The organism is Paraburkholderia fungorum (genome assembly GCF_046027605.1).
GTDB classification, from domain to species: domain Bacteria; phylum Pseudomonadota; class Gammaproteobacteria; order Burkholderiales; family Burkholderiaceae; genus Paraburkholderia; species Paraburkholderia fungorum_F.
The window spans coordinates 393285-406044 of the sequence record NZ_JAQQEF010000001.1 but is presented as its reverse complement, the minus strand read 5'-3'; the positions used below and the strand labels follow the sequence as shown (position 1 = coordinate 406044).

Below are 12760 nucleotides of genomic sequence, written 5' to 3'. Positions count from 1 at the left end.
GGCCTCTGAAGATTTCAGCAATCAGAAAATAGATTCGTGGTACAGATTTTCTATGTTTGGTGCTGGAAGGATTGTAGGTTTCCGCCAGAGGGACCACAAAGACCTTATAAGCAGGGCGGCATGCTTTTCGGGCATGGCAGGAGAGGGCTTCAGATTGTTCTGGCAGATGCGCCGATGCCAGGCAGCAGCAAGCGCGTTGTCGGTCGGACCCTGCACCTTGCAGCGCCGTACCGAGGCTGTGCTCGGCAAGTCACCCTTGGCGTTCTTCCAGGACCTGCGAATCGAACGCGCGCAAAACCTCGTCGCGATTGGCTACGATCTCGAGACAATCGCAAGCGAGGTCGGTTACGCCGACTCGGCGACATTGCGGACCTTACTGCGCCGGAGGCTCGGCCGTGGGGTGAGGGAACCTCGTGCGGAAATGCGTTGATCGTGCCCGCGGCACAGTGATTGCTGCATTTGTGATCAAGCAGGCGATGACCGTCTGTGTCTTTATTCCACAGTCCGATCAAGGAGGGGCAGATCATGAGCAAGGCAACCAGCACATTAATCGCGGCTCTCGCCGCACTCACATTGTCGGGTGGCGCTTATGCACAGGCGGCCGCGGGCTCAAGCGGCAGCGGTTCGGCAGGCAGCACGGCTAGTCCGGCGAACCAGGTGAACCGGGCGAACGATACAACGGGTTACGGGACACCAGGCGCCGCCAACTCGGACAGCGGCATGGCCGCCGGGGCGCCGAACTCGGGCCTGCCGAGTAGCACGAACGGCAACTCGACGACTGGCAACAGCGCGCCTAAGAGCAACAACACGCTCGCAAGGCCGAGCGTAGTGTCGCCGGCGGCCGGTCAATAACAACGGGTAAAGATGACAACCAGCCGCGAATAAGCGCAACGCAAAGCGAATAAGCGCTTCAATCGCATGGGGCGCAAGCCTCATTCGTTATCCGATGTAATAAAGGCCGCTATCCTCACAGACAGCGGCCCTTTTTTATCCCTAACCTCTTGTGCGCTCAAAAACTCGCGAACGCGTGCACAAGCCGATTAAAAGCCCCGGCATTCGACACATTCATCCCATGCGACGCACCGGCGATAGTTTGCTTTTCCGCATAGTCGATCCATTCCGCGAGCCTCTCAACGTTGTTGCGGAACATCCGCGGACTGCGCTGGCCCTCGATCAGCAACGTCCTGCATTTCACATCGCGTGCCGTTTCGCGGGAATAGGCGGGCAACGGATCGCGCAGTTGCTTGGGCAGCGTACCCGCGTTGTCGATCGCCATGGTGCGGAACGCAAGCGGACTCTTGCGCCATGAGCCGGGCACGCTCACCGAGTCGACAAACAATTCGAGTCCCGCGTCGATCTGCTGGCTCTCGATGAGGTCAGCGACCCGCGCGCGCAGCACATTGGTCGTGGCCGGCAGCGACGCGTCCGGCATCCCTTCGAGCTGCAGCGGACCGCCCGGGTCGGCGAGCGTCAGGCTCTTCACGAGCCGTGGATTTTCACGCGCGACATGAAACGCCACACAGCCGCCACGCGAATGCCCGACCAGATGCACGGGCCCAAGATCGATCGCCTCGATGAACTCGGCCAGCTCGGCAACGTGCGTTTGCCAGCCGAATTCCCCCTGAATGCAAGCCTCACTGGCCGGCCAGTAGTGGCTCAAGCTCACCGAGATGCAGCGGAAATGCTGCGACAGCGCCGCGGTCTGCGCATCCCAGTAGCGATAGTCGCAAAGCGAGCCGTGCACGAAGATCAGCGGTTCGCCCTCGCCGCGCTCGAAATACGGCACGCAGATGCCCGAGGCGATGGTCGCAAAGGACAATTCCTGCAGGGCAAGCACTGAGGGGTCGGTACGGGCGTTCATGGTGTGGCTCCTTGGTGATCACTATGCCCGATGCCGCCAAGTTAGAAAATCGCGTAATATTGATCGAATCTATCTATTTTTCTGATACCAGCCCAATTGAAAGCGCTCGACCTGGACGTCATGACGATGATCGTCGCCGTGGCCGACACCGGCAACATCAGCCGGGCGGCGGAAGTCGTGCATCGTTCGCAATCGGCGGTGAGCATGCAGATCAAGACGCTCGAAACCGCGCTGGGCAAGCCGCTGTTCGTCCGCAAGCCCCGGAGTGTGGTGCCGACGCAGGACGGCGAAGTGCTGCTGACCTACGCTCGCCGCATGCTCGCATTGCGCGACGAGGCGTGGGCGGCCGTGGTCAGGCCGGACGTGACGGGGCGCGTGAGTATCGGCGTGCCGGACGATTACGCGTCGTCGCTGCTGCCGCCGATTCTCAAGAAGTTTTCCGCAAGCTATCCGAAGGTGGAGATTCAGGTCGTCGGCTTGCCGAGCGTCGCACTGGCGCCCATGGTGAAAGATGGCTCCGTCGACCTCGTGTGCGCGACGCGGGTCAAGGGCTTGTCAGGCGAGTTCATCCGGCTTGAACCGATGGAATGGGCGGCTGCGCCGAGCGCCAACGAAATATGGCGTGAACGGCCGCTGCCGATCGCCGTGTTCCTGCCGGGCAGCGTCGCGCGGGAGAATGCGATTCGCAGTCTCGAGCGCGCGAAGATTACTTACCGGACCTCGTATGAAAGTCCGAGTCTGCTGGGCCTCCTGTCAATGGCCGAAGCCGGCCTGGCGATTGTCCCGCTCGCACGGTGCGCGGTGCCGGCGCACTTCACGCTCCTTGGACGCGCGCACGGCTTGCCCGAAATTCCCGCGCTCGAAATGGTGCTTGCGCGAAGCACGGCCTCGAAGCGGCCGCCTTGCGATTTTCTGGCGGAGAAGATTCTTGCGGAGTTGCGGCGGTAGCGATGGGTGACGGCTTTCGCGCCGGCCGCGCGATCTTGAATGCATGCCTGCGCGGCACCAATAATTTCAACCAGCTTTCACCGTGCGTCGCCGCTCGCGGTGACTGCAGCCCCGAAGCAACCGTGCCCTTACACGTCTGTTAGCACAGTTCGCCGGCCGAGCCACATCCAGCGAAATCCTTCGCGCCCCAAGATGTTTCAGTCCGGTAACTCAAGCCTTGCGCGGCCCGGGTACATTGTTGCCATGCCTTGTCCAATCGTTGTCTATGCGCTTCCACCTAGCCAAACATGAGCAACCTACGATCTGTCAGCAAAGCCCACGCGATAGCCGTGCGGCTGTCGGCGACGCGCCGCGCCCTCTATTTCGCCGGACCCGCTTCGTAAAACGTTACTGCCCATTACGAAACGCGTTCATCTACACGGACCCTGTCGTCGCGCTTTCAATGTGCTTGCGACTGTCGCGAGTTATGCGGTTTGCACAACTCGTCTCGCTTGCAATTAGCTAACACCATCTAAAAGGCCGTTGATTTGTGACAACGCACGAGAACCGTGGCATGTTCCCAAAAACCCAACAGAGCATCACGCTCCGCCCGATCATCAACGGCAGCATCCGTTTTTGGAGAGACCTATGAGCGAAGCCGTGTCCAACCCACCAAAGCGTTCCCGGCGCGGGCTCATTATCTTTGCGGTTATCGTGCTGGCGCTGATTGCACTTGTCGCTGTCCATCTGTTGACGCGCAAGAAACCTTCACGCGACGTTCCGCCCATTGTCGTCACCGTGGCGAGTGCGACACTCGGCTCGATGCCGGTCACGTTGAGCGAACTCGGCACCGTCACGCCGATCGCCACCGTCACCGTGCTGCCGCAGTTGAGCGGCTACCTCACTGCCGTCGGTTATCACGAAGGCCAGGAGGTGCAGAAAGGCCAGTTCCTCGCGCAGATCGATCCACGCCAGTTTCAGATCAGCAAGCAGCAGGCGCAGGCGACCCTCGCCAAAGACCGCGCGACGCTTGCCCAGGCGCGCGCCGATCTGGTCCGCTTCACGCAGTTGAACGAACACAAATCGATCGCCCAGCAGACCTTCGCGGATCAGCAATTCCTCGTGCAGCAGGATGAGGCGGCAGTCGAGGCCGATCTCGCCAACATCGCCCAGTTCGACCTCGACCTGACCTATTGCCGGATCACCGCACCGGTCTCCGGCAAAGTCGGCCTGCGTCTCGTCGACCCGGGCAACTACGTGACGGCGTCATCGTCGACGGGGATCGTGGTCATCACCACCATCAAGCCGACCACCGTGCAGTTCACAGTGCCGCAGGACTCGCTGGCCTCCATCATGGAGCGTCTGAATGGCGGCGCGACCTTGCCGGTTACCGCCTATAGCAGCGACAACGCGCGCGAGGTGGCCACCGGTACGCTCTATGCCGTCAGCAACCAGATGGCCACGGCCACCGGCACCGTCACCTTACGCGCGACTTTCGCGAACGACGACGAAGCGCTGTTCCCCAACGAGTTCGTCAACGTCAAGCTGCTGGTCGATACGATGCAGAACGCCGTGCTGGTGCCGACCGCCGCCGTGCAAACCGGCGCGCCGGGCGACTTCGTTTATCTGGTCAACGCGAACAACACGGTCTCCGTCCACAAGGTCAAAATCGGCCCGAGCGACGGCAAGAACACGGTCATTGTCTCCGGCCTTTCGCAAGGCAACCAGGTGGTCACGGACGGTACCGACCGTCTGAACGACGGCGCCAAAATCCGGCCGAGCACGCCCAAACCTGCTACTGCCGGCGCAGCCTCCGGTGCATCCGCAAGCGGCGCGGCAAGTGGCGCCGCCGCTGAGCCTGCCGCCTCCGGACCCGCTGCCGCCTCCGCCGCGGCCTCCGCGGCGTCGGCCAATGCTGCTTCGTCGTAGCAGGCTCGCGCGCCGATGAATATTTCCCGTCTGTTCATTCTTCGACCGGTAGCCACGCTGCTGCTGATGATCGCGCTCGTGCTGGTGGGCCTCGTCGCCATGCGCGTGCTGCCGGTTTCGTCGCTGCCCAACGTCGACTATCCGACCATCCAGGTGCAGACGTTCTATCCGGGCGCGAGCCCGGACGTGATGGCCACCACGGTCACGGCGCCGCTCGAGGTGCAGTTGGGCGAGATCCCCGGCTTGCAGCAGATGACCTCGTATAGCTCAGACGGCGCGTCGGTCATCACGTTGCAGTTCGATCTTTCGCTGAATCTCGACATCGCCGAGCAGAACGTCCAGCAGGCCATCAACGCGTCGAACAGCTTCTTGCCCGCCGGCCTGCCGGCGCCGCCGACGTATGCCAAGGTCAATCCGGCCGACCAGCCGATCCTGACGCTCGCGGTCACGTCGAAGTCGATGTCGCTGACCCAACTGGAAGACGTCGCCAACAACCGCCTCGGCACCAAGATTTCCGAAGTGTCGGGCGTGGGCGTGGTCACGACGAGCGGCGGCAATGTGCCGGCCATTCGCGTCGAAGCGGACCCGCAGAAGCTGGCGGCCTATGGCCTGAACATCGACGATCTGCGCACGCTGCTCGGCTTCGTCAACGTCAGCCAGCCGAAGGGCAATTTCGATGGCCCCGACCTCGATTACACGATCAACGGCAACGATCAGATCACCGACCCGAAGGACTATCTCGACACGGTGATCGCGTACCGGAACGGCGCGCCGGTGTTCATGCGCGACGTGGCGCGGGTCAGCCAGGCCGCTCAGGACGTCGAGCGCGGCGCCTGGTATAACGGCAGCCCGGCCATTGTGCTCAACGTGCAGCGGCAACCGGGCGCGAACGTGATCGCGACCGTCAAGCAGATCATGACGCAACTGCCGCAGCTCGAATCCACGCTGCCGGCCGGGATGAAAGTGACCGTGGTATCGGACAGCACGGGCGTGATCCGTTCATCGGTCTCCGACGCGGCGTTCGAACTGATTCTCGCCATCGTGCTGGTGGTGGCGGTGATCTTCGTGTTCCTGCGCAATGTGCCCGCCACGCTGATTCCGAGCATATCGGTGCCGGTCTCGCTGATCGGCACGCTGGCGGTGATGTACCAGCTGAACTACTCGATCGACAACCTCTCGCTGATGGCGCTGATCATCGCCACCGGCTTCGTGGTCGACGACTCGATCGTGATGATCGAGAACATCGTGCGGTATCTGGAGGAGGGCAAGACCCCGCTCGAAGCCGCGCTGGAAGGCGCCGGCCAGATCGGCTTCACGATTCTGTCGCTGACCATTTCGTTGATTGCCGTGCTGATTCCGCTGCTCTTCATGGGCGGCGTGATCGGCCGTCTGTTCAGCGAATTCGCGGTGACGCTCGCGGTCACCATCGTGATCTCCGCGATCGTCTCGTTGACCGTGGTGCCGATGCTGTGCGCGCGCATGTTGCGTGCGCAGGCCGAACGTCATCCGAGTCGCTTCGAGCGGATCAGCGAAGGGCTGTTCGACAAAACGCTCTCCGCGTATGAAAGCGGCCTGCGCTGGGTGCTGGATCACCAGGTGCTGACGCTCGTGGTGGCAATCGGCACGGTGGTGCTGACCGGCATTCTGTACGTGGTGATTCCAAAGGGTCTCTTTCCGGTGCAGGACGTCGGCGTGATCGAGGGGATCAGCGTGGCCGACAATTCGGTGTCGTATGCCGCGATGGTGAATCGCCAGAGTGCGCTTGCCGAGTCGATTCTGAAAGACCCGGATGTCGTCTCGCTCACCTCCTACGTGGGGATCGACGGCACCAACTCGACGCTGAACAATGGCCGCTTCCTGATCAATCTGCGCGACCGCGACAAGCGCTCCGACACGGCGCAAGAGGTGGCCCGGCGTCTGCAGCAGGAAGTCGCGAATGTGCCGGGCGTCAAGCTCTACATGCAGCCTGAGCAGGATCTGACGCTCGACACCACCGTCTCGCCGAACCAGTACAGCTTCGTGTTGCGCGGACCGAGCCAGCAGGCGTTCCAGAAGTACGTGCCGGAACTCATCGCGCGCATGAAGCAGATTCCGTCGCTCGCCGATGTGCAAAGCGACATGAATACCGATGGCCTCAGCGTGAACGTCGAAGTCAACCGGCAACTGGCGGCGCGCTTCGGCATTACGCCCGCGACGATCGACAACGCGCTGTACGACGCACTCGGCCAGCGTATCGTCTCGACGATCTTCGAACAGTCGAACCAGTACCGTGTGATCCTGGTCGCCAAACCGGAGACGTTGCCGAACGTGCAGTCGATCGGCAATCTGTATCTGCCGAGCCAGACCAGCAGCACGGGTCAGGTGCCGCTGTCGGGCATCGCGAAGATCGAGATCACCAAGTCGCCGCTCGTGATCAGCCATCTCGCGCAGTTCCCCTCGGTGACCATCTCGTTCAACCTCGCCAAGGACGCGTCGTTGAGCACGGCGGTCAAAGACATCCATCAAGCCGAGCAGGCGGTGAATCTGCCGCCGTCGATCACCTCATCGCTGCAGGGCGCGGCGCAGGCTTTCGAGGATTCGCTGTCGAGCGAAGTCTATTTGCTGATCGCGGCGCTGGTGGCGGTGTATATCGTGCTCGGCGTGCTGTATGAGAGCTTCATCCATCCGGTGACGATTCTGTCCACGCTGCCTTCGGCGGGGATCGGCGCGCTGCTCGCGCTGATGATCGCCGGCAGCGACCTGGATGTGATCGGCATTATCGGTATCGTGCTGCTGATCGGGATCGTCAAGAAGAACGCCATCATGATGGTGGACTTCGCGCTGGACGCCGAGCGCAATCACGGCAAGCCGCCGCGCGAGGCGATCTTCCAGGCGTCGCTGCTGCGCTTCCGCCCGATCCTGATGACCACGCTCGCCGCTATGCTCGGTGCGCTGCCGATGCTGCTCGGCACCGGCACCGGTTCTGAATTGCGCCGGCCGCTGGGCCTCGCGATCATCGGCGGTCTGACGCTGAGCCAGATGCTGACGCTTTTCACCACGCCCGTGATCTATCTGTTCTTCGACAGAATGGCCGAGCGCACGCGACGCTGGCGCAACCGCAACAAACCGCAGAATCCGCCTGAAGGCGGCGCGGAGGAGGCGCCTTGAACATCTCGGCGTTATTCATCCGGCGGCCCGTCGCGACCACACTACTGGCGATTGCAATCCTGATCGCCGGGGCGCTCGCGTACTTCCGGCTGCCGGTTGCGCCGTTGCCGAACATCGCCTTTCCGGTGATCGTGGTGCAGGCGAATATGGCGGGCGCGAGCCCGGACATCATGGCGTCGACTGTGGCCGAGCCGCTCGAGCGGCGCCTCGGCACGATTGCCGACGTCGAGGAACTGACGTCGATCAGCTACGTCGGTTCGTCGATGATCGTTGTCGAGTTCGGGCTGAAGCGCGATATCAACGGCGCCGCGCGCGACGTCGAAGCCGCCATTCAGGCGGCGCGCGCCGACTTGCCGACCACGCTGCGCGCCAATCCGACCTATCGCCAGTACAACCCGGCGGATGCGCCGATCATGGTGCTCTCGCTGACCTCGGACACGCTCACCAAGGCACAGCTCTACGACTCCGCGGATTCGGTGATCCAGCAGCAGCTCTCGCAGGTCAAGGGCGTGGGTCAGATCACGCTGGGCGGTGGCGCGCTGCCCTCGGTGCGCGTCGAGTTGCAGCCGGGCAAGCTGAACAGCTACGGCATCGGTCTGGAAGACGTGCGCGCGGCGATCAGTGCCGCCAACGCCGACAGCGCGAAGGGCCACCTCGACGTGGGCGGCCAGCGCTACGTGGTCACTTCCAACGACCAGATCACGCACGCCGCGCCATATCGCGATCTGGTGGTCGCCTACCGAAACGGCGCGCCGGTCCAGTTGCGCGACGTGGCGCAGGTCAGGGACTCGAACGAAAACATCCGCAATGCGGGGCTCTTCAACGGCAAGTCCGCCATTCTCGTGATCGTGTATCCGATGCCTGGCAGCAATGTCGTGAGCACGGTCGCGCAGATCCGCCAGGTGCTGCCGGCCATCGAGGCGACATTGCCGAGCAGCGTGCACGTGGGCATTGCGATCGACCGCTCGGAGTCGGTCAGATCGTCGGTGGGCGACACGGAGCGCACGTTGTTCATCGCTGTGCTGCTGGTGGTGGGCGTGGTGTTCATCTTCCTGCAATCGCCGCGCGCCACGCTGGTGCCGGCCGTCGCGTTGCCGCTTTCGATTGTGGGCACCTTCGGGCCGATGTACCTGCTCGGTTACAGCATCGACAACCTCTCGCTGATGGCGCTCACCATCGGTACCGGCTTCGTGGTCGACGATGCGGTGGTGGTGCTGGAAAACATCGTGCGTCACATGGAGTTGGGGCTGAGTCCGAAAGAGGCCGCGTTGAAAGGCAGCGGCGAGGTGGGCTTCACGGTGATCTCGATGAGCCTCTCGCTGATTGCGGTGTTTTTGCCGATCATGCTGATGCCTGGCGTGGTCGGTTTGCTGTTCCATGAATTCGCGGTCACGCTCTCTATCGCCATTCTGATTTCGCTGGTGATTTCGCTGACGGTCACGCCGGCCATGTGCGCGTATGTGCTGAGCCGCGAAAACGCCGGGCATTCGAATCGCCGCTGGGCGACGTGGGTCGAAAAGCAGTTCGACCGTTTCAAGAATGCCTACGCGCGCTCGCTCACGGCCGTCCTGGACCATTCGCTGCTAGTTATCCTGCTGTTGATCGCGCTGCTGGTGGGCAACGTGTTCCTGTTCAAGCTGGTGCCGGCCACCTTCTTTCCTGAGCAGGACACCGGCATTCTGATCGGACAGATCATTGCCGACCAGAGCATCTCCTTTCCTGCGATGCAAAAGAAGCTCACGCAATTGCAGGAGATCGTGCAGAAGGATCCGGCCGTGGCTTCGGTGGCCGGCTTTACTGGCGGTCGCGCGCTCAATACCGCGAACGTGTTCATCGAACTCAAGCCGCTTGCGCAACGGCACGTCACGGCCACCGAAGTCGTCAACCGTTTGCGGCCCAAGCTCAATGCAGTGTCGGGCGCGCGGCTCTTTATCCAGGCGCAGCAGGATCTGCGAATCGGCGGCCGCCAGTCCGCCGCCGAGTATCAGTACACGCTGACCAGCGACGATTCCGCCGCGCTGTTCAAGTGGACACCGCTGCTCGTCGCGGCGCTCGGCAAGGAGCGTGGGCAGTTGCTCGACGTGAACTCGGACTTGCAGCAGAACGGTTTGCAAACCTACGTGAAGATCAATCGCTCGACGGCGGCGCGCTACGGCTTCGCGCCGAACCAGGTCGACAGCGTGTTGTACGACGCGTTCGGGCAGCGGACGGTGTCGACCATCTACAACCCGCTCAACCAGTACTTCGTGGTGATGGAAGTGGCGCCGGATTACTGGCAGTACCCGCAAATGCTCAACCAGATTTACCTGAGTACGGCGGCGGGCAATGCGAGCGGCACGGCGCAAACACAAATGCCGGGCGCAACCGTGTCGGGCGTGACGGTGCCGACCGAAAGCAGCACGAGCATCTCATCGAGCACGAACACGCTCAACTCGAACGCGCAAGCCAACGCGACCAACAACGCCATCGCCAACAGCAAGGGCGGCAGCTCCACCGGCAGTGCGGACAGCACGTCCGCTGAAACCATGGTGCCGCTGGCGGCGCTGGCTTCGTATGCGAACAGCCACACGTCGACCCAGGTGAATCACCAGAGCGGCCTCGTGGCCGCGACGATTTCGTTCAACCTGCCCGCGGGCGGTTCGTTGAGCCAGGCGGCCGTGTCGATCAACAACACGATCCGCGAGATCGGCATGCCTGCCAGCGTCCACGGATCGTTTGCCGGCGCGGCGGCGGCCTACTCGCAGTCGATGGGCACAGTGCCGCTGCTGATCCTGGCGGCGCTCGGCGTGGTGTATATCGTGCTCGGCGTGCTGTACGAAAGCTCGATTCACCCGCTGACCATTCTGTCGACGCTGCCGTCCGCCGGCATCGGCGCGACGCTGGCCTTGCTGATTTTCGGCACGCCGTTTTCGGTGATTGCGATGATCGGCATCATCTTGTTGATCGGTATCGTCAAGAAGAACGGGATCATGATGGTCGACGTCGCGATCCAGTTACAGCGCAATGAGAACATGCCGGCGCGGGATGCGATCCATGCGGCCGCGGTGGTGCGTCTGCGGCCGATCATGATGACCACCTTCGCGGCCGTGCTCGGCGCGGTGCCGCTGGCGATCGGCATTGGCCAGGGCGCGTCGCTGCGTCAACCGCTCGGTATCACGGTGATGGGCGGCCTGATCCTGAGTCAGGTGTTTACCTTGTACACGACGCCGGTGATTTACCTCTACCTCGACCGCTTGCGTTCCAAGCTGGTCAGATGGTCCGATAACCTGCCATGGAACCGCGACGCGCAGCGACCCGGACAACCGGATACGAGGGTGTGATGATGAAGATTGATCTGAAGGGACTTGATGGTAATGGAGTTGGCCCGCTCCGGCCGCTGGTTGTTGCGGTGTTGGCGCTGCTGGTTAGTGGGTGCATGGTGGGTCCGGATTATCATCGGCCGCCAGTTAGCGTGGCCGCTACTTATTCGGAATTGCCGGGGTGGACGCAAGCTGAGCCCTCGGCGGATAAGCCGAAAGGCGACTGGTGGACGGCGTTCAATGATCCGTTGATCGATCAGCTTGAGCCGCTGGTGACGGTGTCGAATCAGACCGTGCGCGCCGATTACGCGAATTATCAGGAAGCGCTCGCCGAAGTGCGGGCGGCGCATGCTGGTTTGTTTCCAACTATTGCGGCGACCGGTTCGGGTACCAAGTCGCGTGGGGCGGTGGGGAATGCGGCGAGGGTGGTGAATTCGGGCTCGCTGGAGGGGAATGTTAGTTGGGCGCCTGACCTGTGGGGACAGGTGCGGCGCACGATCGAAGAAAGCGCCGCCACCGCGCAAGCGACGGAAGCGACGCTTGCGAATGCGACGCTCTCCGAGCAGGTGGCGCTGGCCACGGCGATCATCGAGCTGCGTACTATTGACGCCAACATCGACATTTTGCAGAAGACAGTCGTGGTCTTTCAGCACTTTCTGGACGTCGTGTCCGACCAGGATCAGGCTGGCACCATCCCGCCGTCCGACGTGATCTCTGCTCGCACGCAGCTCGAAACTGCGCAGTCCAATATGATCAATCTCGGCGTGGCGCGCGCCCAAACCGCGCACGCGATCGCTGTGCTGGTTGGGAAGAATCCGGAAGAACTGTCGATTACGCATAGCACCGCCATGCCGACGCTGCCGGGTGTGCCCGTCGGTGTGCCGTCGACACTGCTCGAACGGCGACCCGATATCGCTGCCGCTGAGCGAAAGATGGCGGCGCAAAATGCGGCGATTGGGGTGGCGGTGTCGGCTTATTACCCGACGATTTCGCTATCTGGTTTGGCTGGGCTTACGCAGTCGCCGTTGTCGGGGTTGTTTAACGTGGCTAACTATGTCTGGTCGCTGGGTGGTAGTGCTACTGAGACGCTGTTTGATGGTGGCTTGCGTAGCGCTGATGTGGATGCAGCGAAGGCGGCCTACGACGCGACCGTTGCTAACTACCGGGGTACGGTGTTGACGGCGTTTCAGAATGTCGAAGATGACTTGTCAGGGTTGCGGATTCTTGCCGAGCAATCAGTCGTTCTGGATAGGGCCGTGCAAGATGCTACACGTGGGGCTGAGATCGCCTTCAACGAGTATCAGGCCGGGACGGTGGACTACACGACGGTGGCGACGGCGCAGGCCACGCAGTTGAACACACAGCAGACGGCGTTGAGTGTTCAGGAGACAAGGCTGCTGGATTCGGCGTCGTTGTTTGGTGATCTGGGAGGAGGGTGGTCGGCTGATCAGTTGCATGATCCGAGGCATCCGGATCGGCAGCCGGCGGCGCCTGTGCAGACGGGGGAGGCGGCTTCGGGGATGGGGGATGTTAAGGCGCAGTGAGATGGGGATGTTGCTCCATAAGTGAGTCCATTTTCCTGTCCTGCACAGTGATG

General features: G+C 62.3%; 7 protein-coding genes and 1 pseudogene. 7 read left to right on the top strand and 1 reads right to left on the bottom strand.

Annotation, left to right across the window (positions count from 1 at the left end):
- Positions 1–178: 178 nt before the first annotated feature.
- Together PQR53_RS01705 and PQR53_RS01700 are read left to right on the top strand one after the other, a co-directional pair.
- Positions 179–430, top strand: a pseudogene (locus tag PQR53_RS01705) (helix-turn-helix domain-containing protein); the annotation flags it as partial.
- Positions 431–525: 95 nt separating this feature from the next.
- Positions 526–852, top strand: coding sequence for a hypothetical protein (locus tag PQR53_RS01700; protein ID WP_408450835.1), 327 nt, complete (start codon positions 526–528; stop codon positions 850–852).
- A 157-nt stretch (positions 853–1009) separates the two neighbouring features.
- Here the strand turns inward: PQR53_RS01700 and PQR53_RS01695 are convergent, their stop codons facing one another.
- On the bottom strand, positions 1010–1861 hold the full coding sequence (locus PQR53_RS01695; RefSeq protein WP_408450834.1) for an alpha/beta fold hydrolase: 852 nt from the start codon (positions 1859–1861) through the stop codon (positions 1010–1012).
- Positions 1862–1987: 126 nt separating this feature from the next.
- On the opposite strand from PQR53_RS01695, the gene PQR53_RS01690 reads away from it, so the two are divergent.
- From PQR53_RS01690 to PQR53_RS01670, 5 genes are all read left to right on the top strand, one after another.
- Positions 1988–2809 carry a LysR substrate-binding domain-containing protein gene (locus PQR53_RS01690; protein WP_408451155.1) on the top strand — a complete coding sequence of 274 codons (822 nt, stop codon included), beginning with the start codon at positions 1988–1990 and terminating at the stop codon, positions 2807–2809.
- A gap of 627 nt (positions 2810–3436) precedes the next feature.
- Positions 3437–4717 carry an efflux RND transporter periplasmic adaptor subunit gene (locus tag PQR53_RS01685; RefSeq protein WP_408450833.1) on the top strand — a complete coding sequence of 427 codons (1281 nt, stop codon included), beginning with the start codon at positions 3437–3439 and terminating at the stop codon, positions 4715–4717.
- Between the two features lie 15 nt (positions 4718–4732).
- A complete protein-coding gene (locus PQR53_RS01680) occupies positions 4733–7864 on the top strand; it encodes an efflux RND transporter permease subunit (RefSeq protein ID WP_408450832.1) in 3132 nt (1043 codons plus the stop codon).
- Positions 7861–11184 carry an efflux RND transporter permease subunit gene (locus PQR53_RS01675; RefSeq protein ID WP_408450831.1) on the top strand — a complete coding sequence of 1108 codons (3324 nt, stop codon included), beginning with the start codon at positions 7861–7863 and terminating at the stop codon, positions 11182–11184. Before PQR53_RS01680 ends, PQR53_RS01675 begins: the two co-directional genes overlap by 4 nt.
- Entirely contained in the window at positions 11184–12707 is a 1524-nt protein-coding gene (locus tag PQR53_RS01670; protein ID WP_408450830.1) for an efflux transporter outer membrane subunit, read from the top strand. The genes PQR53_RS01675 and PQR53_RS01670 overlap by 1 nt, the downstream gene beginning before the upstream one ends.
- Positions 12708–12760 lie beyond the last annotated feature (53 nt).